This is a genomic window from Stieleria magnilauensis, from assembly GCA_007753675.1.
Classification (GTDB): domain Bacteria; phylum Planctomycetota; class Planctomycetia; order Pirellulales; family Pirellulaceae; genus Stieleria; species Stieleria magnilauensis.
This window is the reverse complement of record CP036432.1, coordinates 2,232,808-2,258,264: the sequence shown is the minus strand read 5'-3', so window position 1 is coordinate 2,258,264 and position 25,457 is coordinate 2,232,808. Positions and strand designations below refer to the sequence as shown.

The window sequence follows — 25,457 nt, the reverse complement described above, 5'->3', positions numbered from 1 at the left end:
CCAAATCAAACGGTGAGTCCCCGACAGGCTTTCCACATGTCAAAGTTTGCCCAGACGGCGTGTGTGAATCGGAAAATCGTCGACTCAGGCGTTCTCGAGCCGCCAACCGTTTTTCAGCCGCGGTTTCTTTCGTTAGCGTGTGCAACCACTGTGACTGGGTCACGAAATCATCTCCACACGACATTTTTACCACTCGGACGCTGATGCCTCAGGACGAACTCTCTTCCGCCAACGAAACGGAATCTCAAGTTACCGACACGATCGCGGAGCCTTCGGCAGGGCCGACGGACCCCGCCGCCTCCGCCGCCGAACCGCCCGTGGACGCTCCCGAAACGGCCGACGAAGTGATCCAGGACGCCGATCTGGATGCCGCCAAAGCTGCCTGGGAGGAGCCGACCGCCCCCAGCGAGGAAACAGCCAGCGATGAAACCGTCAGCGAAGAAGACTTGCAGCGGGCGAGCGCATTGGCCGAGCCGTTTGTCGGTCAATGGAATCAATTGATCAGCACGACCAATTGGGAAAAAGGCCGGATCATCAGCCAGTGGCGAAACGAGTTGATCGAATCGGGTGTCGATGCGACCCAATACTCCGATGACGCCTGGTCGCGACGCGTCGGCGGTGTGACCGCTCCACACGTCGGGCGACTCCGCCGGGTCTATGAGCGATTCAACGATTCCTATCAGAGCTATCAGGGGCTGTACTGGAGCCACTTTCTGGCGGCCCTGGACTGGGAAGACGCTCCGCTGTGGCTGGAAGGCGCCGCGAATGAGAAGTGGAGCATTTCGGTGATGCGTGAGAAACGCTGGCAGGCCGAAGGTGCGGTCGACAGCAACCGCCCGACCGACAGCCAAATCGTGGAGGTCGACACCGACGAAGACGTCACGCTACCGGCGCAAGGCGACGGAAAGAACCGCGAATACGACAACGACAGCGGCGGCGTTGAATCCGGTCCCACGTTCGAAGGCCCCGACTTCGGCGACGAAGAAGAACTGCAATCCCTGGCGGGCCAGAACAAGGATGGCGAAGCCGGCATTCAAGCCGATGGATCGGAAACCGAAGCCCCCGCGGCACCGGTTCAACCCTTCATCGGACTGCCCCAGTTGCCCAATGACCTGAACGACGCCATCGAGTCGCTCAAACTGGCCATCCTGCGGCACAAAGCGGCCGAGTGGCGCGATGTCGAACTGGACGTCGTCGAACGCTACCTGCAAGCCGTCGGTGTCATGCTCCGCAGTTAGACTCGTCGTCAGGGGCGAAAGTTGAATGCTGAGCCGACGGTGCAAGCCCAGTGCCACACCCAACGGGGTGTTGTTGGTTAGCGGCAGGACGCGAGCCCTCCGGTCTTTCACGGTGTCTTTGAAGCGCGACCGGACGGCTCGCGCCGTTCCGCTAACACGCTGCGAGTTCATCGTTAGCGGCAGGGCGCGAGCCCTCCGGTCTTTCACGGTGTCTTTGAAACGCGACCGGACGGCTCGCGCCGTTCCGCTAACACGCTGGGAGTTCATCGTTAGCGGCAGGGTGCGAGCCCTCCGGTCTTTCACGATGTCTTTGAGGCGCGACCGGACGGCTCGCGCCGTTCCGCTAACACGCTGCGAGTTCATCGTTAGCGGCAGGGCGCGAGCCCTCCGGTCTTTCACGATGTCTTTGAAGCGCGACCGGACGGCTCGCGCCGTTCCGCTAACACGCTGGGAGTTCATCGTTAGCGGCAGGGTGCGAGCCCTCCGGTCTTTCACGGTGTCTTTGAAGCGCGACCGGACGGCTCGCGCCGTTCCGCTAACACGCTGGGAGTTCATCGTTAGCGGCAGGGCGTGAGCCCTCCGGTCTTTCACGATGTCTTTGAAGCGCGACCGGACGGCTCGCGCCGTTCCGCTAACACCTTCGCTGCTAAATTGAATCGACGCTGGGTGTCGCGTCTCGCAGATGCTCCTTTTGGCTGACCAACCGCGCGACCTGCTGCCATCCGGCATCGACTTCTCGGACGGATTCGCAGACCAGGTGCGCTTCGTCCCAGTCGTGCTCGTCTTCGATGGCGAACCGCAGGCCGCAGCGGTCCAGTTCGTCGGGAACGGGCACAAAGCTCAGCTCATAGTTGCCGGGTGCATCCTCCAGGCATCCGGCAATCGTTTGGCTGGGTGACAAGCGATCGGCGTTTCGTCGCAGCCGCCGGATCGCATCGGCGTGACACACCTCGCCGGCCAACCCCAGATGCTCCATCGGGGTTCGTCCTTGAGATGTCGACGTGTAGCCGAAGTAGTCGCCCTGCTGGCTTTTCGATGCCTTGGACAACAATCCGTCGACCAAGGCGGCGTCGATAAACGGCCGGTTGGCAGGAACATAGAACACCCACGTGGGCATCGTGCGATCAACGATCGTGCCGACCCGTTCCACCAAATGGCACGTCGGCAGACTGAGCGGGCGGATGACGGCGCTGTTTAGTTGCGTCATCGAATCCGGCAAGTTGCAGCCCACCGCGTAAATCTCATCGACCCATTGGCATTCGCTCAACCGCGCCGCCATCCGTAACAGCAGGGGTTGCCCGGCAAGTCGTCGATGGGCGAACCGCTGGATCGGATGCGGCTGATCGACCCGTCGGTCTTCACGTTCGGCCGCCGCACCGCCGGACAAACTGTCATCACCCAGTTGGTGATCCCCAAGATCAATGACCGCGACGATACGCTGGCCACACCGCGTCCCTTTTGCTTCTGACATCACCTCTCCCCCTCCATTGATGTTCTGATGATTCGATCAGCCGTCGATCGAATCGTCATCGCCACACCCCATTGTGGAGGCGCCCGGAACGCGGCGTCTATGGAAATCGGTTGTAACTTTTTGGCGAATCTTGGAATTTTCGCTCAAGTCCGGCTTCCATTGCGAGGTCTCCTCCTGCGATCCTCAGCAGCGTTAGGAAATCCTTTTCTTTTTTGCTTTTCAAACACTCTGCCGGACGAGGGATCGTCATGCTCGAATTGCCCCAGTTTTTCGCCGTGGTCAATGCCCTCGCGCTTCCCATGTTTGGGTTGTGGGCGTTGCTGTCGACCAAGCTGTCTGTCGGCGACGCGTTGCGACGTGCCGAACGCCGTTTCCTGATCGCGTTGGTGATCATCAGCCTGGTGACGCTGCGGACCGTGATGCGTCTCGATGACGTCTGGTTGATCCACACCCTGACGCTGGCTTCGATGGTGTTGGGTGTGTTCACCGTCCCCAGCCGCGAAGGCGCCCTGGCGATCTAACCCGGTGGCGTACGCTTCCAGCTTGCGACTCCGGTGGCGTACGCTTCCAGCTTGCGATTTCTAGCCAGAGCCTCCAGCTTGCGAATTCTGGCCAGCAAGCGATACTGGGCCGCTGTCCCCTTTCGCGCGCCCTGAAAATGCAATGCCCGACCAGCCGACGAGCACCCTGACCCCTGAACCGACAAGCGTTTCTGTCCAACCGGGCGGCGCCATCCGCGGAGCGATTCGACCTCCGGGCAGTAAGAGTTTGACCAATCGGGCGCTGATCTGCGCCGCGATGGCTGAGGGTCAGTCCACGCTATCGGGAGCGTTACGCAGCGAAGACACGGCGGTGATGATCGACAGTCTCCGCACCTGCGGCGTTTCGATCAATGTTTCCGAAGCCGGGCGAACGATTCAAGTCGACGCGTCGACCCGCAGCACGAACACCGACGTGACCCATGAATTGTTCATCGCCAACAGTGGCACTTCGATTCGTTTTCTGACCGCTGCCCTATCGGCGGCCGGCGGCAACTACGACTTGTCGGGCGTGCAACGCATGCACCAACGGCCGATCGCGGATTTGGTCGACGCCCTTGCCGAAGTCCAACTCGGTTCGATCATCACGCAATCCCCCGGCGGATGCCCACCGGTGGCGATTCGTTCCCGCGGATGGAGCGACAAAGCGATACGCGTCGGCGGCAGTGTCAGCAGCCAGTATCTGAGCGGATTGATGATGGCCGCTCCGGTGGCCCTGCACGCTCGGCGCGCGCGTGCCAACGGTGCTGAATCTGTCGGCGACATCCAAATCAATGTGATCGGCGAGCAGGTCTCGCGACCCTACATCGAAATGACGGCGGCGGTCATGCGTTCCTTTGGGGCGAGCGTCGACATCGAAGAAATCGACCTGAACGCGGTGGAGACGGTCTCGTTGCGTGTCAATGTGTCCGGCGAAGGTTATCAAGGCGTCGAGTACGCGATCGAACCCGATGCGTCGGCTGCCAGTTATTTCTGGGCCGCCGCGGCGATCACTGGGGGCGAAGTCACCGTGTTGGGGCTGACTCCCGACGCGATGCAAGGCGACGTGGGATTTTGCCGCGTGCTTGAGCAGATGGGTTGCCGCTTCGATCATGATGGCGACGGCATGACCATTTCCGGTCGTGCCGCGCGTGGCATCGACGTGGACATGAACCAAATCAGCGATACCGTCCAAACGCTTGCCGTGGTCGCCCTGTTTGCCGACGGCCCGACGCGCGTTCGCGGCGTCGCCCACAACCGGTTCAAAGAAACCGACCGCATCGGTGATCTGGCCTGCGAACTGCGAAAACTCGGCGCGACCATCGACGAACACGACGACGGGCTGACGATTCATCCGCCCGGCGACGGGATCAGGCCGGCCACACTGGAAACCTACCATGACCATCGGATGGCCATGAGTCTTTCGCTGGCGGGACTGGCTGCCAAAGGCGTCCGGGTGCTCAACCCTTCCTGCACCGGAAAAACCTATCCCGAGTTTTTTGCCGATCTGGAAACACTGATCGGCCGCCCCCACCGCTGGCGCTGATGGTCGTGGAACTGGCAGGGTGATTGGCAAGTTACCGCCTGATCTTCTCCGCGGTACCCTAAATCTAAATGTGGCCGGAGCACTGGTACTCCTTGTCAGGGTAGGCGGTAGTGGACGAGGCGACGAGTCCTCTGCCAATATGCCGACTGCAGAGGACTCGTCGCCTCGTCCACTACCTCAAAATAGGACTCGTCGCCTCGTCCACTACCTCAAAACAGGACTCGTCGCCTCGTCCACTACCCGAACGCAGAGGACTCGTCGCCTCGTCCACTACCCGAAAGTTTAGCTGAGACGGATCGCTAGGTCACACATCGCATTCGCCGCCAGCGACTATCGTATAATGCAACGTCGATTTCCATTCTCCTCTTCGGAATTTCGCTCCATGTCACGACTCGCGTTACTTTTCCTTGTCGCCACCGTCTGGTGTCTTTCGCTCACGCCGGGTGCGAGCGCGGCTGAACCTCCCAATATCGTGTTCATCTTCTCCGACGACCAATGTTTCGACACCGTCGCTGCGTTTGGGCACCCGGAAGTCGAAACACCGAATTTGGATCGGATCGCCAAGCGTGCCACCACCTTCACCCACGCCTACAACATGGGTTCGTGGTCGGGTGCGGTGTGTGTCGCCAGCCGCATGATGCTCAATTCCGGGCGATTCCTCTGGGACGCCGAACCGGTTTATCAAGCCGCCGAACAGGAACGTGAAGCGGGGCGGTGGTGGAGTGAGTACATGAAAGCCGCCGGCTATCGAACGTACATGACCGGAAAATGGCATTGCCGGGCCGACGCCCAAAAATCCTTTGACGTCGCACGTGATGTCCGCGGCGGCATGCCCAGCCAAACGCCGGCCGGCTACAACCGCCCACTCGTTGACCCGGAAACTGGCGAAGTGACCGATCCCTGGTCTCCGAGTGATCCCAAGTTCGGCGGGTTTTGGGAAGGCGGAACGCACTGGAGTGAAGTGGTTGCCAATCACTCGGTCGATTTCCTCAGCGAGGCCGGTTCCGGCGACCAACCGTTCTTCATGTACCTGGCCTTCAACGCCCCGCACGATCCGCGTCAATCGCCGGCCGAATACGTTGCCAAGTACCCGGTCGACCAGGTCAAGCTGCCGGAGAACTTTTTGCCCGAATATCCGTACGCCGAAGCGATGGCGGCCGGGCGAAAACTGCGCGATGAAAAACTCGCCCCGTTCCCCCGCACGCCGTTAGCGGTCAAGACAAACCGTCAAGAATATTACGCAATCATCACGCACATGGATGCCATGATCGGCAGGATTCTGGATGCCGTCGAAGCGACCGGCAAAGAGGACAACACGTGGATCTTCTTTACCGCCGACCACGGCCTGGCCTGCGGACAGCACGGCTTGATGGGCAAACAAAACCTGTACGATCACAGCGTCCGAGTGCCGTTGATGGTGATCGGGCCGGACGCCAAAGCGGGCCAATCGATCGACCACCCCGTGTACCTGCAAGACATCATGCCGACGACCTTGGAATTGGCCGGCATCAAGCAACCCGAACACGTCCAATTCAACAGCCTGTTGCCGATGCTCGGCGGTGCCGACAGCCCCTATGACGTCGTCTACGGCGCCTACTTGGATAAACAACGCAGTATCCGTACCGAAAATTACAAACTGATCGTTTACCCCGTTGCCAACAAGATCCGCTTGTACGACATGAAGCAGGACCCGCAGGAGATGAACGATCTGGCCGGTTCGGCAGAGCATGCCAAGACGGTCAAGCGATTGTTCTCGCGTCTGGAAACGCTGCAAGCCGAAATGAACGACACGCTGAACCTGGGTGACCTGTCGCGCTACACGGGCTCGTGAGAATCAAACGGAACGGCGAATCGGCCGATCTCAAACGATGATCAGCCGTATGGCGCGAGCCTACGGGCCGACGACTTCCAACTTGGCGAAGGCGAGTCGAAAGTTGTGCTCTCCGTCGGCGAACTGGACGCGTGCCATGCGTTTGGGGCCGAGTCCGCTGACGGCCAGGATCGTCCCTTCGCCGTAGTCGTAATGCCGCACCGTGGTGCCTTCGCGAAACGCCGTCAGCGGCGGTCGATTGCCCGACATCAAATCCGCGGCCGTTTTGAGCGCACCGATCTCGGGGATCGATTGCGACTTGACCTCCTGCGGCGACGATTCTTCGGCGACCGCATCAAACGTCGGCGCGGGTTCTCGGGCCTGGTCGTCCGCCGACAACACGTCTTCGTCTTGATTGGCTCCGAAATCGAACGACACGTCTGCTTGGACCTCGTCGCGGATTTGGATTTCCGGCAAATCCCAATCCCCGCCGCCGCTCTGGTCGATGTCGTGATCAAAATAATTTCGCTGCACCGTCGACTCGATGCGTTTCATCTCCTCCAACGGCAGCTCGTTCAAAAACGGACTGGCGATCACCGGTCGCGTGTCGCCGCGAATCATGCGACGTTTGCAACAACTCAGTTGCAACCATTGCTTGGCGCGGGTGATACCGACGAACAAGAGCCGCCGCTCCTCTTCGAATTGCGCGTCGTCCTCTTTGGATCGTTTGTGGGGCAGCAAATCGTCTTCGACGCCGATGATAAAGACCCGCGGAAATTCCAGCCCCTTGGAGGCATGTAGGGTCATCAGGGTGACGCGTTGGTCGTTTTCCTCGAAGGCATCGGTGTCGCTGACCAGTGCGACTTGTTCCAGAAACGCTTCCAGCGATCCGTCGTCGGGATGTCGACGATCAAAGTCAACTGCGGCACTGATCAATTCGTCGACGTTTCCCAGCGGACTGGAATCGTCCGCATCGTCGGAATTCTTTTCCAAAAACTTGTCGTACCCCGACTCTTGAACCACACACCGCATCAACTCCTCCAGCGGAGCGGTCGCGCGGGCGGCGATCCGGTCGTAGATCGTGACAAATTTCTTGACCATTGTGACGCTGCGTTTGGCCAGCGATTCGATCTGCTCGGCGCGTCGAGCGGCTTCCAACATGGGGATGTTGTGGCTGTCGGCAAACGCCTGGATCCGCTGGACCGTCTTGGCGCCGATTCCTCGCGTTGGGGTGTTGATCACACGCGTCAAGGCGACGTCGTGACCGGGATTGTTGACCAGATGCAGGTACGCCAAGACGTCCTTGATTTCTTTCCGCTGATAGAACTCGACGCCGTTGACGATTTGATAGGGAACGCCACGGCCGCGGAGTGCGTGTTCGAGTGACCGCGTCAGCGAATTCATACGGCAAAAGATTGCAAAATCGTTGGGCCGGGCGAGGTCAGACGAAATCGCGGCGACGATCTCATCAGCGATCGAATCGGCCTCCTCATAGCCGTTTTCGAACCACCGCAAGATCACCGGTTCCCCTTCGTCGTTGTCGGTGAACAGGTTCTTTTGTTTGCGGCGTCGGTTGTGACGGATCAATTGGTCGGCGACCCGCAACACGTTGGGCGTGCTGCGATAGTTTTGTTCCAGCCGAACCGTTTTGACCGAGGGGTAATCTTTTTCAAAATCCAGGATGTTGTTCAGGTCGGCACCGCGCCAGCCATAGATCGATTGATCCGGGTCTCCGGTGACCGATAGGTTGGGGTGATCGATCGAGAGCGCCCGGACGATCGCGTACTGAGCCAGATTGGTGTCCTGGTATTCGTCAACCAGGATGTAGCGAAATCGCTGGTCCAGCTCGCCCCGCAATTCGGGACTGTGCCGCAACAAATTGGCGACGTGCAACAGCAGGTCATCAAAGTCGACCGCGTTGGCCGTCAGCAACTGGCGCTGATAAACCGGGTACACCTTGGCGGCCACCGTTTCTTTGGGCGACAGCATCTGGCCTTCCATGACATCCGGCGTGATCAGCTTGTTTTTCGCCTTGCTGATCACGTTGGCGATCTGATCGGGAGACGCATGGGTCGTGGAGACTCCGGCGGCTTCGGTCGCACGTTTCATCGCCTGCTTCGAATCCGACGTGTCGTAAATCGAATAATTCTCTTGCAGCCCCACCATCGACGCATAACGCCGTAACAACTGGGCACAGAAACGGTGAAAGGTGCCCATCCAGACCTTTTGCCCCGGCGCCAGTTTGTCCAACCGCAAGCGCATCTCATCGGCGGCTTTGTTGGTAAACGTCAACGCCGCAATCTGCCAGTCCGGAATGTTCTGGGACAACAGATATGCGATCCGGTGCGTGACCACCCGCGTCTTTCCGCTGCCCGGGCCGGCCAAAATCAGCATCGGCCCGTCGACGTGCTGAACCGCTTCGCATTGCGGGGCTGTCAGTTCGCGGAGCAAAGCGTCGCTGTGGGGAGCATCCATGGCGGGTCGACTGGCGGGAAGAGAAAGCGGACGAAACGTCGTCATCATATAGCGAAAAACCACTCCAAGGCCATGACGCTAAAACCACCGATCGTTCATCGCGTTGGCAGAATGCAAGCGAAGTCGAGAAACCGCAGCGTGAACCCCGGACGTCACCCCCCACGCCGCGGCGACCGACTCGCTACAATCACATCCGTAGTGTGATGCGCGACACCTGGCCCGATCCTTCGAACCTGACCCCATGGCAAAAAACGTTATTGGAACTGACCTCGAGACCTGCAGCACCGACCCGATGACCGGCTTTTATCGTGACGGATGCTGCAACACCGGCGCGTCGGACGCCGGTCTGCACGTGATCTGCGCCGTGATGACCGCAGAATTTTTGGAATTCAGCAAGTCGCGTGGCAACGATCTCAGCACCCCCAATCCGCTCTACCGGTTCGCCGGACTGCAACCGGGCGACCGCTGGTGCCTGTGCGCGGCACGCTGGAAAGAAGCCTACGATGCCGGCCAGGCCCCGCAGGTGGTGCTCCGCGCCACCCATGTCTCGGCCTTGGAGTTTGCCTCGCTGGAAGAGCTGCGTGAGCACGCGGTGGACGAATCCGAGCGGTAGCGTTGGCTAGCTGGGGGACTTGCGGCAAATGGCATGGATGTCGCCGCCTCTGCGGCGCCTTCTATTGACGATAAGTTTTTGTCGCTCCTATACTTCGCGATCGACACTTGTGCGACATTGACGCTCGCCCAGCTCCACGCTTCCAACTCGTTCCCTCACCGCAATCGGCTCGTCTCGCTTAGACAACGCGGACAAGACCACTCATGAAAGATCGCCAGGCACAACTGGAACAGAACATCGTCGCCGAAAATTTGGCCGGCTTTTACAAGAAGATTGAGCCCTATTCCAAGCTCATCCTGACGGCCGTGGTGATCGTCATTGTGGCCTTGATCGCCGTGGGGCTTTACTCCAGCGGCGAAGTCGCCAAACGCAGCGACGCGACGTTACAGTTGCTGATGGAAAACCCCGAGGTTGCGTCCCAGTACCCCGACACCGTCGCGGCCGCTTGGTCGCTGCTGTTCCAGGGCAACGACAGCTTGGCCCAAGGCATCAACTCGCTGTACCAAGACCGCGACGAAGCCGAAACCTTGCTGTCGCAGGCAAAGGATCACTTCAGCGACGCCCGAGCGGCATCGAAAGAAACGCTGTTGTTGTCCCGGGCGAATTTTGGCCTGGGCATGGCCGCCGAATCGCTGGGCGAAATCGACGAGGCGATCGACGCCTACAAGCGAACCGTCGACGCCAACGAGTCCGAAGCCATGGTTGCGGTGGCCCAGGAACGCATCGACCGCCTTTCCAACCCGGACACCGTCGAGTTCTTGGCATGGTTCGCCGACCAAGACTTCTCGCCGGCTGACCCCTCCCTGCCGCCAGAACTTCCCGGTGCGTCCTCGCTTCCCGATCTGCCCGATTTGGACCTCCCCGATCTGAACATGGGCGACGATTTGAAGTCGTCCGACGAACCCAGCGCCCCGATCGAAGGCGGGCTGGAACTGCCGGAAACGACCGAGCCGGAAATGACCGAGCCGGAAACGACCGAGCCGGAAACGACCGAGCCGGAAACGACCGAGCCGGAAACGACCGAGCCGGAAACGACCGAGCCGGAAACGACCGAGCCGGAAACGACCGAGCCGGAAACGACCAGCGACGAGAAGGTGGACGAGAAACCGGAAGACACGTCCGACGAATCGGCCGAGTAGCGGAATTCGATGCGGTGAAAGCGGCGCGCTGGTGCCAGGTGCGACGCGTAAGCGAGGGGCGCCGCATGGCCCCTTGCTGACAGAGGCGGGCTTCACCGCCAGGCCACGAGCCGTCCAGTTTTGGCTCGTAAGACCGGAGGGCTCGCGTCCTGCCGCGAACAACAACGGCCCGCTCGGTGTGGATGACGATCGGCCCCCCACCGGACCGACCCAGACGCCTAGGCCGTTCCTCTCCCCATCGACTCCGCCGCGATACTCATACAGAATCAAAGATCCATTGATCCACCTCGCGTGAAGTCCGAGTCACTTTCTAACGAAGACGCTGCCATCAGCGACGAGCCACCCCGCGACGAAGTTTCGAATGACGAAGCTCTGAACGAGGCCCTCGACGACGAATCGAGCGATCCGGTTTTCCGGGATTTCGTCGTCCCCGATTCGGCGGCCAATCAACGTATCGATCTGTTTCTAACCAGCGCCTGCGACGGCTACAGCCGCACACAAATCCGTCAGGCGGTTCAGGAGGATCAAGCGGCGGTGGATGGGCGAACGGTCCGTCCCAGTTTTCGGATCAAGGCTGGACAGACGATCCGCTTTCAGTTGCCCGAAGCGTTCTCCGATGAAGTGGTCCCGGAAAACATCCCGCTGGACCTGTTGTACGAAGACGACGGGTTTGTCGTCGTCAACAAGCCGCCGGGGATGGTGGTGCACCCGGCCCGCGGCAATTGGCAAGGGACGTTGACCAGCGCGCTGGCGCATCGCTTCCAGTGCCTGTCCGACGTCGGCGGCCCGACGCGACCGGGGATTGTTCACCGGCTGGACCGCGATACCAGCGGCGTCATTGTCGTCGCCAAGACCAACGCCGTTCACATGGCGCTGGCCCAGCAGTGGCATGATCGCGAAGTCGAAAAAGAATACTTCGCCATCACCGTCGGACGACTCGACCGCGATCGCGACGTCGTCGATGCCCCCATCGGGCGGCATCCGTATCAACGTGACAAGATGGCGATTCGGGAAAATCACCCGACCACCAAACCGGCCAGCACGTTCTACGAGGTGATGGAGCGGATCGGTCGCTTTACCCTCGTTCGGGTCCGCCCCAAAACCGGCCGCACCCACCAGATTCGTGTCCACCTGGCCCACCTGGGCTGCCCGATCCTGTGTGACCGACTCTACGCGGGGCACGCCGTCGCGACCGAATCTTGGCTGCAGGGACGGGGCACCGTCGCCGGCAGCCCCGAGGTTCTCGATCGGCAGGCGTTGCACGCGCGTCGATTGACACTTTGTCATCCCCAAAGCGGCGAATCGATGACCTTCGAAGCCCCCCTTCCGGATGATCTTGAGCGGGCGATCCAGGTGATCCGTCAGCGAGAGCACCGATGACCGTGGGGGTGACGACCGGTTACAATAATCTCTGTCGATCAACGACACCGTTGACCGAGAACGCCGTTCACTGATTTCTACGCTCTTTGAAATAGCCTGCCCATGTCGTCCGCCGCTAGTGATTCGAAAACTGAAGTCGGCAGCTACTTTATTTCGAACTATCCGCCTTACAGCCAATGGAAGAAGGACGCGTTGGAGGCAATCGTTTCGGCGCTGCATAGCCCCGCAGTCGAAACCACACCGCTGGGGCTGTATCTGCACATCCCGTTTTGCCGAAAGCGTTGCAAGTTTTGTTACTTCAAAGTCTTCACGGACGTGACCGCGCCGGAAGTCCAGCGCTACGTCGATGCCTTGTGCAATGAAATCTCAATGGTCAGCGAAACGGAGGTGATGAAGGACCGCCCGTTCCGCTTCGTTTACTTCGGCGGCGGCACCCCCAGCTTCCTTTCGCCGAAGCAACTGACGAAACTTGCCGAACGACTTCGCCAGCACATCACCTGGGACGGCGCCGAAGAGGTGACGTTTGAATGCGAACCGGGAACGCTGAGCGAAACGAAGGTCAAAACACTGCGTGAAGAACTCGGCGTCACGCGGCTCAGCCTGGGTGTCGAAAATTTCTCGGACAAGCTGCTCGAGGAGAACGGACGTGCCCACTTGTCCAAACAGGTGTTTCGGGCCTGGGAATGGATCGCCGAAGCCGAGTTCCCGAACGTCAACATCGACTTGATTTCCGGAATGGTCGGTGAAACCTGGGACAACTGGAAGGACAACATTCGTCAAGCCATCGACATGTCGCCCGAAAGCGTGACGATCTATCAGATGGAGTTGCCCTTCAACACCGTGATCAGCAAGGACATGCTGGAGAACCACACGACCAGCCCCGTGGCCGATTGGACCACCAAGCGTGCCTGGGTCGATTACGCGTTCAACGAATTCCTCGACGCCGGCTACAGCATCAGCAGCGCCTACACGGTTGTGAAAGATCCATCCAAGGTGAATTTCTCGTACCGCGATAATCTGTTCAAAGGCGCCGACTTGCTGGCCACCGGAATCGCCAGCTTCGGCCACGTCAGCGGCGTGCACTACCAGAACGTCGCCGAGCTGGAACAATACCTGTCGACGGTCGAATCGGGTTCGCTGCCGCTGGGACGCGGCTACGTTCCGACCGATCACCAGCGTCTGATCCGCGAGATGGTCCTGATGCTCAAGCTCGGGTACCTGGAAGTGAATTACTTCCAAAACAAATTCGGCGTCAACATTCTTGAGCGATGGAAATCAGAATGGGACAAGTATGTCGAAGACGGCTGGGCAACGATCAGCGGGGACCGCGTCGAGTTGACCCGCTACGGGTTGCTGCGAGTCGACGCCATGTTGCCAGTGTTCTTTGAGCCGGAACATCAGAATGTCCGATACACGTAGCACCGAATCATTCACCTTTGCGATGGGTGAATTCGAAGCCACGTTTCCGCGAGACCGCCATTACGCCAAGAACCACATGTGGGCTCAATGCATCGAGCCCGGCTCAGGTTCTAAAGGCAGCACGTGGCGGTTCGGGTTGTCGGCCTACGCCGTTCGCTTGTTGCAAGACGTCTACTTTCTGGACTGGGAAGTCGAAGCTCCGTCGGCGGTCGAGCACCGTCAGATGATCGGCGCGATCGAAAGCAAGAAGGCGGAAAGCGATCTGTATGCGCCCGTCGCCGGCACGCTGTCGGCGATCAATGAACACGTGCTTTCCGACCCCTCCCTGATCAACGCCGATCCCTACGGCGCCGGATGGATGATCGAACTGGACGTCGCCCCCGACGGCTCGGGCGTCTTGCTGTCGCCGGATCAGTATGCCGATCACCTGACCGAAGCGTGGAAAGTCGCCCAGCGAACGATCAAGGGGCAAGCGAACTTCTAGTGCTTCTTGTCACCTTGCGTGTCGGGTAGGCGGTCGTGGACGAGGCGACGAGTCCTGTTTTGGGGTAGTGGACGAGGCGACGAGTCCTGTGTAGTCGGCATATTGGCAAGGACTCGTCGCCTCGTCCACTACCCGAAAATTGAGCTGACACGGAATACGTGTGCGTAGGGTGAGCGCAGCGACACCTCCGGCTACTCTCTGAAATCCTTTGGGGATACTCGGCCATCTCGCCGGCGGGTTACGCGGACTCTGGGCATTTCCGGGGGGGTGGGTGGACGCCAATTGCAACATCGGCGCCGCGGATTAGCTAAACTCGGGCCATCCCCACTCTTCATTGCTTCCTCGTCATTCCCCACCGTGATCCCGCAACGATGCCTTTGTTCTCCAAATCCGCCGACCGGGGTGCCGGTCCGCCTGCTGCTGCTGCTGCGCGAAGACTCACTCGCCCCCGCAATGCGGCGTCCCGACATCGGATGCGTCGAAAACTGCAGGCGGAAACGCTCGAAAAACGGCAACTGCTGGCGGCCGAAATCGAGCCCAATGATGTGCCGGCTTCCGCCACCGCCCTGCCCCGCGGCGACGTCTTAGAAGGCACCATCAGCTCCACGCGTGACGTCGATTTCTTTCGCGTCAATTTGAATCGCGGCGACCGCTTTTCGATCAACACGTTCAACGTCAACGCGCCCCTGTTCAGTCCCACGCTGCCTCCCGGACTCGAGATCTTGGATTCGAGCGGACGCACGCTGGTCACGTCCGATGACGGGGACGCCGCGCGGTTCGTGGCCCCGGCGACGGGCCAGTACTTCATCCGCGTCGGTTCGGAAAACGTCTTCGGCACCTTCGTCGGCCCCTACGGCATGCAAAGTAGTTACACCGGGGCGCCGGCGAATTTTGAATCCGAACCCAACGGCACGCTCGCGGTGGCCGACGGTTTGAACGGACTGCTCGGCCAAAAAGTCATCGGACAACTCGCCGACGCCAGCGAACAAGACGTCTTTTCAGTGAGCGCTTCGGCCGGTCAAACACTGGTGGTTTCCTTTGCCGGTTTACAAACAACCAGTCCGGCGGTCGAGGTTCTCGATTCGCTGGGCAACGTGATCGGCGAAAACCAATCGGGAACCGGAATCGTTCTGCAAATCCAAGACGACCAGCAAGTCTTCGTCGCGCTCTCGGGCGCAAACTCATCCGGCCCCGTCTCCGGTGACTACGCGATGGTCGTTGATCTGGTCGACGATGCTCAGGCATTCCCCGACCTCGGCGACTCCTTCGAAACAGCCGGACAGCTCGATACCACGTCCTATCGAGGAAACTTCGTCGGCATCCTTGATGGTCCCTCCGATCGCGATTTCTTTCAATTCGAAATCGACGACATCGAATTTCTGCGGTTCGATCTGCAGCTCAGCGGCAGCGAACAAATCGTCGAAAGCGGCAAAGAAATGCGGCTCTACAACGCTTTCGGGCAAGAGCTGATCTATTCGCCCAACGGCCGGATCTCGACCGAGGTCGACGATGCCCTGGTGCCTGGCAGCTACTTCTTGGAGGTCCTCGCCGACAGTCCGATCGGTACGGGAGCCTACGCGGTCGAGTATGTGACGATCACCGATTTTTCGTTGCAGCGGGACAACGCCGTTCACTTCATGGACTTCGACAGCACCGATGCGTATCTGGGATTTGATCGCGTCGCACCGTACGCCGTTCCCGAAGCGATCGATTATTACCTCGGAACCTTCGATTCACGTTACGGCGTCTACGATGCCGAAGCGACTCGCGTCAAACCTGCGGCGGGAAAAGAACGCGTCGCCTCGGGGATCGGCAATTTCGGCGACATCGGAGCGGGCGGTTTCGGCGGCGGCTATCGCGGTGTGCGGAGCAGCAATGGCAACACCGTCAACAGTGCCAGGGAAACCTCCGCGACGGCCTTGCGGCGGTTGACCACCACGACGGTGAACCACGAGTTCGGTCACGCGACCGGTCTGCCGCACGCCCGTGACGTCCAAGCCTTCATGTCGTATGTCGGGACAACCGAATATCTACCGGTCGGCGGCACCTATGCCTTTCAAGGAACCGATTCGCGGCGTCCGGGCAATCAAGTCTATGACGTCCGCGACTACTTGGATTTCATCCTTCAACCGGGCTCCCAAGTCTACGTCTCTGAACAAACCGAGAGTGCCGGCCAGGTTTCCCTGGACAGCTACTTGCGGGAAATGTCGATCGATTACTCGCCGACCGCCCTTCACGATGTCGGCGATCGGCCGACCGATGTGGCCGCCGGTGACTTTAACAATGACGGTCGAGACGACATCGTCATGTCCAGTGACACCGACGACAGCTTGCAGATCTTCATCGCCGCCGCCGACGGCACCCTGGGGGCTCCGTTGACGATCGCCGCCGGCGGAAACCTGGGATGGTGGACCGATGTGTTAGAAGTCGGTGACTTCGACAAAGATGGTGACGACGACATCGCGATGATCGTCAACGGCGCCCAACGTGTCTCCGTGTTGATCAGCAACGGCGACGGCACGTTTGCTCCCGCGTTCAATTATCCCCTGTTCGGCAATCCCAACGGGCTGCACGTTTCGGATTTGAACAACGATGGCGTCCTGGATTTTGCCACCACGGTCCGCAACGATAACTCGATCCGCGTTTACACCGGTAACGGAGACGGGCGGTTCAGTTTTCTGGAACAGTTGTCGACGGGGACGGCACCCCACGGTGTGTCCTCGGGGGACTTCGACGGCGATGGCAACCAAGACTTGGTCAGCACCAACCTCACCAGCGATGACCTGACGCTCTGGTACGGAAACGGAGCGGGCGGATTCAATCGTCCCGTCGTTTTTGCGACCGGGGACGGACCCGAAAGCGTGACGTCGGACGATTTTAATAATGACGGACGGGACGACCTGGCCGTCGTGTATCGAGAGGACCGGGCCGTGCGCGTGTTCCTGTCTGATGCGTCGGGGTTGCCGGTCCTCGACGCGTTTCACGACACGCGAATCACCACACACTTCATCTCCTCCGATGACATCGACCAAGACGGATTCGAAGATCTGATCGTCGGCGGGTTCGGCAACACACTCAAGGTTCAACTGGGCAGCCCCGACGGAACCTTCACCCGACCGATCTCCATTCAAACCGGCAACGGCGAAGCGGTCGGAGCGGTCGCGGATCTCGACGGCGACGGCGATAACGAACTGGCGATCACGAACTATTGGGAAGGAACACTGTCGGTGGTCGATGAGCCGGCCGACGCGACCAAGAACGACCGCGTGGTCGTGTTCGCAATGATCGACAGCGACCGCGATGTCGACCAGTACACCGTCGATGTGGCCACCGGCCAACGATTGACGTTCGACATCGATTCCGCGGAATTCCAATACCCGCTCGACAGCGTGATGTCGATTTTTTTGTCCGACGGGTCGCTGATTGCGACCAGCGACGATGCGACCGACGGCAACAGCGGGATCAAGAGTGTCGATCCGTTTCTGGATTGGACCTTTGCCAGCGACGACACCATCACCGTTCGCATCGAAGGCAAGTTGAGCTCGGCCGGGAACTACCGACTGAAAGTCACACCGGGGCGTGCCATCGATTCGGTCGGTCCGACGGTGTTTGCGATGCACCCCGACAACGGCGACGTCGTCAACAGCACCCGGCAAATCACGTTCTATTTTGACAGCGTCCTAGACGAAACCACTCTGACGCCGGAAAACATCGTCGTCAGCGATTCGTCGGCGGGCGTGATCGCAGGGACCGCCGTCCTCAATCCACTCGATTCGACCGTCGTCTGGACGGCCGACTCGCCGCTGACGCCGGGTAACTACACCATCCGGTTGGTCAGCGGCACCGGCGGCATCACCGACCTGGCCGGCAACCCGCTCAACGGATTGGTGCAAGCGGATTACGCGTTCCCCGATCGCAGCGGCAGCGCGACCTCGCCGGCCGAGGACTTTGTCACCCGATTGACGATCAGCGGGACCGACACCACGCCGGCGCGGGTTCAAAGCGTCTCGTACATTCGAGACCCGTACAACGCCAGTCGCTTTGTCGTGCGGATGAATGATCAATTGAGTATGCCCAGCGTTCATTCGGCAACCTACACGCTGCGGGGCACCGGTCCGGATGGGGTGTTCGACAACGCCGATGACACCTTGACCGAACTGGACGCGACCTACGAAGCGATTAATTCGACCTTCAATTCGACGTTGAACCTCTACTCGCGTGGCGTGGTCGATTCGGGACGCTATCGCATCGAAGCGGACTTGGTAGACGTCGCCGGACACGACGTGCGATTGTTCGAATTGGTGACGGTTTCTGGTAGCGTCGCTGAAGCGAACCTGTTCACCGACGCAGCACTCAGCAACCCCGGGCTGACCGGTAGCTACGTCAACACCAGTCTCCGCACCGTTGACGAGATGGACTGGAGAGCGACGCAGACGATATCGGGAACCCGCATCGATCCCAAGGTTTCGTTTCTGCGTTCGGAATTCGGCATTCGTTCGACGGTCGGAATCACCGGCGGTGACGACGACAATTGGGACAACTTTTCCGTCCAATGGGACGGTTATGTCGTCGTGCCCGAAGACGGAGTTCAGTTGCTGACACGGAGCGACGACAGCAGCCGATTTTGGATCGACCTGGATCGCAGCGGATCGTTTGATTCGGGCGAATTGTTTGACAACGGCTGGGGCAGCAACCAACCGCTCTTGTCCGGCGAATTGACGCCCGGGTTGATTGCCGGAACCTACCAGGTTCGGATCCAGTACCAGGAAACCGCTGGCGGCAACGAAATGCATTTCGATTGGATCCGGCCCGGTCGCCGCGTCGACGTCGGCGGATTCATCCACGGGCCGTCAGTCACTGACGTCTCGGTCACACCGGGGACCCACGTCTTTGATGATTCGATCGAGTCGCTCGACGTCACCTTTTCCGGGAACCTGGATCTCGGAACGTTGACCGCCGATAACTTTACGTTGCTGCAAAGCGATGATGCGACGTTTTTCGACGGTAACGATGTGGTGGTGCCGGACGCCGATGGATTGATCGGTTGGGATCCATCACGGAACGTAGCAACCTTGGAATTCGGCCAGTCGTTGCGTGCCGGGTTTTACCTGTTGGAGATCAACGGCGACGCCGGCGGTATCACCAACTCCACCGGCGATCTGCTCGACGGTGAGTTTCTCAGCAATGCGATCTCAGGCAATGACAGCCTGTTTCTCTGGGACAAGAAACCGTCGGGCAACGGCATCGCCGGCGGCGACTTCCGGGCGGCGTTCTCGGTCTCGCGTCCGTTGTTGGACATCGAAATCAATCCAGGATCGATCAGCGAAAACGGCGGCCGGGCGATCGCCACCATCCACCGTCGCAACGCCGATTTGTCGACGCCGATCGTCGTTTCGTTGTCTGTGTCGGACAACACCGAATTGCGACTCGGATCGTCGTTTGTGACCATCCCGGCCGGCGTCGACTCGGTCACGGTTCCCGTGTTCGGTGTCGACGATGACCTGCTCGACGGACCCCAGTTCGTCGGCGTGACGGCGACGGCCAGCAATTTCCAAAGTGATGTCGCGTTTGTCGAAGTCACCGACTACGAGACCTTCGGCATGCGGTTGAGTTCCCGTACGGTGTTTGAGAATTCCGCATCGGTCACGCTGACGCTGACACGATTGGATGCCCGCCAATCCGCAGTGGTCGACCTAGCGGTCTCACGCTCCGACCAACTGTTGCTTTCGTCCACTCGCATCACGATTCCCGCCGGGCAGACTCAAGCGACGGTGACGCTCACCGGTCGTGACAACCAGATCCTTGATGGCACTCAAAGCGTCACGATCACCACGTTCAGCGTCGGGATGATTGACGCAGCAACCACCCTCGACGTGCTCGACTACGAGCCACTGACGTTGATCATCGACGAAGATTCCATCCGTGAAAATGGCGGCACGGCGACAGCGCGGCTGACACGCACCGATACCAGCCAACCGCTGACGGCAACGATCGGGACCACGCCGGCCGGATTGTTGAGTGTGCCGGCGACGATCACGTTTGCCGATGGTGCGGCAACGTCGGATCCCTTTGTGATCACCGCCAATGACAATTCCACGCTCGATGCCATTCGTGTCGGAACCGTCACCGCGTCCGGCCCGGGATACATCACCGCGACGGACACCGTCAATGTGACCGACTACGAAGAATTGACCTTGGTGACCGCATCGAATTCCATTGCGGAAAATGGCGGCACCATCGAGATGCAAGTGCGTCGCAGTGACCCGCGTGGCAACACGGTGGCAACCCTGGCGTCGACCAGCCCGGGCAGACTGGCCGTGCCGGGGGCGGTGCAATTCGATGACGGAAGTCATCTCTCACGACCTTTCTTTGCTGCCGCGATCGACAACGATCAATTGGAAGGCGACCAAATCGTCTCCGTGGTTGCATCGGCGACGGGGTACCAACTGAGCCGAACGGAGCTGACCATCACCGATCACGAGCAACTGACGCTCACCCGTCTCGGAGACCCCTTGACCGAATCGAGCGGCACGGCCACCTATCGGGTCACGCGTCCCGCCCCGGAGGGCGAAGCGGTCGTGGTGATCAGCGGCGGTGCGTTTAGCAGTCTGAGGCTGCCGGCAAGTGTTCGCTTCGGCGCCACGCAAACGGAGGTCTTCTTCACCGCGGAGGTCGTCGACAACCCGACCGTCGCTGGTGATCAACAGGTTGATGTCACCGTGGCATCGGCAGGCTACATTGCCGACACGTTGACCGAGACGATCCAGGACAACGACACTCCGGAAATGCGTCTGTTGATCGATTCGCCCCATCTCGTCGAAGGCAGCCGACGGAGCGTCGCCAGATTGACTCGCAACACGCTCCAGAGGATGACCGTCTCGATCACGCCGTCGGTCGCCGACGTGCTGCAACTGCCTTCCTCGATCACCTTCCTTCCCGGTCGACCGACGGTCGCGTTTGAAATCGCCGCAATGGACAACCAGGTCGTCGATGGCACGCGCGAGATCGATCTGACGTTTGCCGGTGCCGGGCATCCCGACGAAGTGGTCACGATTTCGGTGCTCGATGACGAGGTCGCCGGTTTTGACTTTCTGACTTCGAATTTGCGGGTTACCGAAGGCGCCGCGCCCGGCGTGACGTCGTTGGCACTGTCGGTTCGACCGATCAGTGACGTCACGATTGCGATCGCGTCGAGTGCCCCGTCGCAATTGGACGTTTCGACGACGGAGTTGACCTTTACGCCCGACAATTGGTCGATCCCACAGATTCTGGAAGCCACCGCAATCAACGACTTCACTTCTGAAGGGGACACTCAAGTGACGCTGACCGCGACAGTGACGTCGGGCGTCGCGTTTGATGAGCTGGAACCACAAACGCTGATTGTCGATGTGATCGACGACGACGTGGCTTGGATTTGGCTGGAGGAGACCGACGGTTCGACGATCGTCAACGAATTCGGATTGGATGACCCGTTCTCGTTGGCGCTCGAAACGCGTCCGCTTTCTCCGGTGCAGATTTCGATCGACGGCGCGGCTGTGCCCGAGGCCGTGTTCACCCCCTCGGTCTTGACGTTCACGCCCGACAATTGGGATCAGCCCCAGGTCGTCGTGGTCAGCACCCCGCTCGACTTTGTTGCCGACCGGAACCTGATCGGATCGGTTTATGTCAACGTTGATCGAGGTCCAAGTGACCCGGTCTACGCCGAAGCCAGTCGACGAATCATCGGTGTCGTCCACATCGACTCGATCCTCAGCGACCTCAGGATCCGTCAGGAAGGAGATCGAATTGTTCTGATCGACGAGATTAGCGGCGAAACGCTGCGTAGCACCGCTGTCGGAGATCCCGGTGGGGCTACGTTGGAAACCGGCGACCGCAGCGAATCGATCTTCGTCGAATCCTTGCCCGATCCGACGCAGGTCTCCATCCGGTCTGGCAACGGTAACGACCAAATTGCATTGTCCGAAATGACCGGTGGCGAGGTCGACGGCGGAGACGGTTATGACACGGTCACGCTGTTCGCCGGTGGATTGCTTCCACCGGAGCTGTCCGGTGGCGTGGTGTTGCGAAACATCGAACGACTTGATTTGACCGATTCGGCCAGCCAGGCACTCGACTTGGACGCTCCGGCGGTGATCGCGATGACCGATGCCAACAACTCGCTACACATCAACGTCGGACCGGAGGACCAATTGACGTTGGCAAATGGTTGGCGGTTCGAAACGCCTATCAAGGTCGCCGGTTACGCCACGCACCGATTGGTCAAAGACGACGCCACCATCCATGTGTCCAGCGGCTCCGTTTGGCAGAACCCCTTCAACCGTTTCGACGTCAACCGGAACGGCGAAGTGAGTCTGATCGACGCGTTGATTACGATCAATCGCCTGGCCGTTGACGGTCAGAATGAGTTGCCGACGCTGCCGGAGATGAGTTCGTACCAATTCTACGACGTCAACGGCGACGGGTTGGCGACCAGTCGTGACGCGCTCGCGATCATCAACTCTCTCGCCGCCCAGGTCGGAAGCGAAGGAGAATCACCGCGGTTTGGAACCCTACCGGCCGGGCCCGATGCGGCGTCAATGACCGAACCGGCTGGTGGTGAGACATCCAACTCGCTGTCGCCGTTGATGGCTGACCCGATCAAGCCGTCCGAGTTGTCACCGGCTGATCCCGCCCCCTGGGCAAATTGGGATCCCAATCGTGTCGACCAGGCCATTGACGCACTGACCGACGTGATGGGCGAGGAGGACGACGATGAATCGGACTCCGCGGAAATGGATTGGATCGACCTGTGGTCGACGTCCATCGGCTAGCGGTGCGTGTTTGCTAAATTTCTGGGTAGTGGACGAGGCGACGAGTCCTCTGCAGTCGGCATGTTGGCAAGGACTCGTCGCCTCGTCCACTACCGCCTACCCGAAACGCAAGGTGGCAAGAAAATATCGCATGGTCGCACTCATTTCGCGTCACCCACGTTTTCCAGCTCCCCAGCTTTCTTCGCGCCGTTTAAGGCGGGCCGCAATGGGGACAAGGTTCATCGGTGACGGCCGCTTCGGTATACTCGGCTTCGATGACGGAGAATTCGATCGAAACGACTCTCGGCACGCCGGCGAAGTTCTTGCCCGGGATCGGTTCGTTGCGCGCCGAGAAGCTTGCCAAAATCGGGTTGCGGACGGCGGGTGATCTGCTGTTTTGTTTTCCCCGCAGCTACGAATTCCCTGCACCGCCGGCCCGAGTCGACCAGCTGCGTGAAGGCCAATCCGCTTCGTTGGTCGGCACGATCGTCGACGCCGAAATCGTCTCCCGGACGCCCGGTAAATCGATTTTCGGGGCCGTCGTTCAAAACGATTCCGGTGCGGTACGAATCGTCTTTTTCAACCAGCCGTTTCGCGCCGAGCAAATCACGTTTGACCGTCGAGTCATGATCAGCGGCGAACCGAAGCTGAACGGTTTGCGATGGGAATTTGTGCACCCCAAGGTGACGTTGCTGGAAGACGACGGGGAAATCAAGAAGCCACGAATCCTGCCGATCTATCCGCTGACCGAAGGCGTCAAACAAAACGAGATGCGGCACTATGTCAATGCGGCGATCGACGGTCTGTGCGAAACGCTCACCGAAGTCTTGCCGGTTGATCTTCGCGACCAGGCGACCGCTGCGTTGCGCGCGGCCGAGATCGATCTTCGGCTGCCGCTGCCGGATATTTGCACCGCGGTCCGCAGCATTCATTGGCCCGCCGATCAAAACGATTTGGCGGCGGCGCGAACGCGTTTGGTCTTTCAAGAACTGCTGGTCATGCAACTTGCATTGGCGATGCGGCGCCGCAAACTGACCACGGACCTGCGGTCCACGCCGCTGCCCGCCTCGGCGATGCTGGACGCGCGAATCATCAATCGATTCCCTTTTGAACTGACGGGCGACCAAAAAGCGGCGATGAAAGACGTCGGTCGCGACATGGGCCGCCAGTTTCCGATGAACCGCTTGCTGCAGGGTGACGTGGGCAGCGGCAAGACGGTCGTCGCGATTTACGCGATGATGTTGGCCGTCGGTCATTCCCATCAAGCGGTCTTGATGGCGCCGACGGAGGTCTTGGCCAGACAACATTTCCAAACCCTGACCCGGATGCTGGCCGACAGTCGCGTTCGCATCGGGCTGCTGTGCGGTTCGCTGACCGCGGCAGAGCGGCGTGAGACGCTTCGCAAAACGGCGTCCGGAGAAATCGATCTGCTCGTCGGTACCCAAGCCCTGTTGTACGGCATCGAGTTCAAGAATCTGGGTCTGTGCGTGATCGACGAACAACACAAGTTCGGCGTTCGCCAACGTGTTCAACTTCGCAGCGGCGGGGTCGACCCCCATTACCTGGTGATGAGTGCGACGCCGATCCCGCGCTCGGTCGCGATGACGATCTTCGGCGACGTGGACTTGACGACGCTGCGTGAAAAACCGCCGGGCCGCGGCAGCGTGAACACTTACCTGGGTCGCGACGAGTGGCGTGACCGTTGGTGGACGTTTGTCAAAAAACAACTCGATGAAGGCCGACAAGCCTTCATCGTCGCTCCCCGCGTCAGTGCTCAGGCCTCGCCGACTCAAGATGACGTCGAGGTACCCGACGAAGACTCGGCGACCGACGAAGATGTCTCATCGGTCGAGACTGTCTACGAAGAGCTTCGCACGGGCACCCTGGCAAAGTACCAGGTCGGGTTGCTCCACGGCCGACTGTCCAGTGACGAGAAGCGTGCGGTGATGGAGGCGTTTGCAGACGGCGAGACCGACGTGTTGGTCAGCACGACGGTGATCGAAGTCGGGATCGATGTGCCCAATGCAACCGTGATGACCATCTTGGGGGCCCAGCGATTCGGATTGGCCCAGCTTCACCAACTCCGCGGGCGAGTCTCACGCGGCACACACGCCGGACACGTCTGCGTCTTTACCGACGGTGAACAATCGCCGGAAGAGTTCGAGCGATTGAAAGTGTTAGAAAGCACCAGCGATGGCTTTGAACTCGCCGAAGCCGATTTCAAAATGCGTGGTCCCGGTGACGTGTTCGGTTCACGGCAAAGCGGCATGCCCCCGCTGCGGATCGCCGATCTGATGAACGACATTGACGTGCTGCAAGTCGCACGCGAAATCGCCCAGCAAACGATTGACGAAGATCCAGAGCTGTCCGACCCGAAGTGGGACGCGCTCAAGAAACAACTGATGCGCCGCTACGGCAAACGCTTGGACCTGGGCGACGTGGCCTAGCCGGCCGTCCAGGCCCATCGGCATGCACAGCATGCGTTACGGGCAACGCAGTGAAGCGTTAAATTCCTTGCGTTTGACGCGGTGTTAGCGGCAGGGCGCAAGCCCTCCGGTCCCTCATCGTTGCCGGA

The 25,457-nt window shown here is 60.0% G+C and carries 13 protein-coding genes; 11 read left to right on the top strand and 2 right to left on the bottom strand.

What is annotated here, in order from left to right; all coding sequences use genetic code 11:
• Positions 1–203 precede the first annotated feature (203 nt).
• Positions 204–1,238, top strand: a complete 1,035-nt coding sequence (locus tag TBK1r_RS08090; protein ID WP_145208782.1) for a hypothetical protein — start codon at positions 204–206, stop codon at positions 1,236–1,238.
• 646 nt (positions 1,239–1,884) lie between these two features.
• On the opposite strand, the gene TBK1r_RS08085 is transcribed toward TBK1r_RS08090, so the two are convergent.
• A complete protein-coding gene (locus tag TBK1r_RS08085) occupies positions 1,885–2,709 on the bottom strand; it encodes an NTP transferase domain-containing protein (protein ID WP_145208780.1) in 825 nt (274 codons plus the stop codon).
• Between the two features lie 248 nt (positions 2,710–2,957).
• Between TBK1r_RS08085 and TBK1r_RS08080 the strand changes: the two genes are divergently transcribed.
• The 3 genes from TBK1r_RS08080 to TBK1r_RS08070 all read left to right on the top strand — a co-directional run bounded on the left by TBK1r_RS08080 (position 2,958) and on the right by TBK1r_RS08070 (position 6,604).
• Positions 2,958–3,230, top strand: a complete 273-nt coding sequence (locus TBK1r_RS08080) for a hypothetical protein (protein ID WP_145208778.1) — start codon at positions 2,958–2,960, stop codon at positions 3,228–3,230.
• A gap of 142 nt (positions 3,231–3,372) precedes the next feature.
• Positions 3,373–4,773: a 3-phosphoshikimate 1-carboxyvinyltransferase gene (gene aroA / locus TBK1r_RS08075; RefSeq protein WP_145208776.1), complete on the top strand. Its 1,401-nt coding sequence runs from the start codon at positions 3,373–3,375 to the stop codon at positions 4,771–4,773.
• Positions 4,774–5,155: 382 nt separating this feature from the next.
• Positions 5,156–6,604 carry a sulfatase family protein gene (locus TBK1r_RS08070; RefSeq protein WP_145208774.1) on the top strand — a complete coding sequence of 483 codons (1,449 nt, stop codon included), beginning with the start codon at positions 5,156–5,158 and terminating at the stop codon, positions 6,602–6,604.
• 60 nt (positions 6,605–6,664) lie between these two features.
• Here TBK1r_RS08070 and TBK1r_RS08065 read toward each other — a convergent pair whose 3' ends face one another.
• Positions 6,665–9,058, bottom strand: coding sequence for an ATP-dependent helicase (locus tag TBK1r_RS08065; protein WP_145208772.1), 2,394 nt, complete (start codon positions 9,056–9,058; stop codon positions 6,665–6,667).
• 241 nt (positions 9,059–9,299) lie between these two features.
• Between TBK1r_RS08065 and TBK1r_RS08060 the strand changes: the two genes are divergently transcribed.
• The 7 genes from TBK1r_RS08060 (at position 9,300) to recG (ending at position 25,329) form a co-directional block, all read left to right on the top strand.
• Positions 9,300–9,671, top strand: a complete 372-nt coding sequence (locus tag TBK1r_RS08060; RefSeq protein WP_095742366.1) for a DUF2237 family protein — start codon at positions 9,300–9,302, stop codon at positions 9,669–9,671.
• A 203-nt stretch (positions 9,672–9,874) separates the two neighbouring features.
• Complete coding sequence (locus TBK1r_RS08055; RefSeq protein WP_145208771.1) at positions 9,875–10,810, top strand: tetratricopeptide repeat protein; 936 nt, start codon at positions 9,875–9,877, stop codon at positions 10,808–10,810.
• A gap of 291 nt (positions 10,811–11,101) precedes the next feature.
• Positions 11,102–12,190, top strand: coding sequence for an RluA family pseudouridine synthase (locus TBK1r_RS08050; RefSeq protein ID WP_419581114.1), 1,089 nt, complete (start codon positions 11,102–11,104; stop codon positions 12,188–12,190).
• Between the two features lie 102 nt (positions 12,191–12,292).
• Positions 12,293–13,609 carry a coproporphyrinogen-III oxidase family protein gene (locus tag TBK1r_RS08045; protein WP_145208769.1) on the top strand — a complete coding sequence of 439 codons (1,317 nt, stop codon included), beginning with the start codon at positions 12,293–12,295 and terminating at the stop codon, positions 13,607–13,609.
• Positions 13,593–14,093: a glycine cleavage system protein H gene (locus TBK1r_RS08040; RefSeq protein WP_145208767.1), complete on the top strand. Its 501-nt coding sequence runs from the start codon at positions 13,593–13,595 to the stop codon at positions 14,091–14,093. The genes TBK1r_RS08045 and TBK1r_RS08040 overlap by 17 nt, the downstream gene beginning before the upstream one ends.
• 473 nt (positions 14,094–14,566) lie before the next feature.
• The gene (locus TBK1r_RS08035; RefSeq protein ID WP_419581113.1) at positions 14,567–22,903 is read left to right on the top strand and encodes an FG-GAP-like repeat-containing protein; all 8,337 of its coding nucleotides are present in this window, start codon (positions 14,567–14,569) and stop codon (positions 22,901–22,903) included.
• A 254-nt stretch (positions 22,904–23,157) separates the two neighbouring features.
• The gene (gene recG / locus TBK1r_RS08030; protein ID WP_145208763.1) at positions 23,158–25,329 is read left to right on the top strand and encodes an ATP-dependent DNA helicase RecG; all 2,172 of its coding nucleotides are present in this window, start codon (positions 23,158–23,160) and stop codon (positions 25,327–25,329) included.
• Positions 25,330–25,457 lie beyond the last annotated feature (128 nt).

Coding starts and splice junctions, on each gene's coding strand:
- TBK1r_RS08090 (WP_145208782.1), top strand. CDS start 204: ATGCCTCAGGACGAACTCTCTTCCGCCAACGAAACGGAATCTCAAGTT.
- TBK1r_RS08085 (WP_145208780.1), bottom strand. CDS start 2,709: ATGTCAGAAGCAAAAGGGACGCGGTGTGGCCAGCGTATCGTCGCGGTC.
- TBK1r_RS08080 (WP_145208778.1), top strand. CDS start 2,958: ATGCTCGAATTGCCCCAGTTTTTCGCCGTGGTCAATGCCCTCGCGCTT.
- aroA (WP_145208776.1), top strand. CDS start 3,373: ATGCCCGACCAGCCGACGAGCACCCTGACCCCTGAACCGACAAGCGTT.
- TBK1r_RS08070 (WP_145208774.1), top strand. CDS start 5,156: ATGTCACGACTCGCGTTACTTTTCCTTGTCGCCACCGTCTGGTGTCTT.
- TBK1r_RS08065 (WP_145208772.1), bottom strand. CDS start 9,058: ATGGATGCTCCCCACAGCGACGCTTTGCTCCGCGAACTGACAGCCCCG.
- TBK1r_RS08060 (WP_095742366.1), top strand. CDS start 9,300: ATGGCAAAAAACGTTATTGGAACTGACCTCGAGACCTGCAGCACCGAC.
- TBK1r_RS08055 (WP_145208771.1), top strand. CDS start 9,875: ATGAAAGATCGCCAGGCACAACTGGAACAGAACATCGTCGCCGAAAAT.
- TBK1r_RS08045 (WP_145208769.1), top strand. CDS start 12,293: ATGTCGTCCGCCGCTAGTGATTCGAAAACTGAAGTCGGCAGCTACTTT.
- TBK1r_RS08040 (WP_145208767.1), top strand. CDS start 13,593: ATGTCCGATACACGTAGCACCGAATCATTCACCTTTGCGATGGGTGAA.
- TBK1r_RS08035 (WP_419581113.1), top strand. CDS start 14,567: ATGCGTCGAAAACTGCAGGCGGAAACGCTCGAAAAACGGCAACTGCTG.
- recG (WP_145208763.1), top strand. CDS start 23,158: ATGACGGAGAATTCGATCGAAACGACTCTCGGCACGCCGGCGAAGTTC.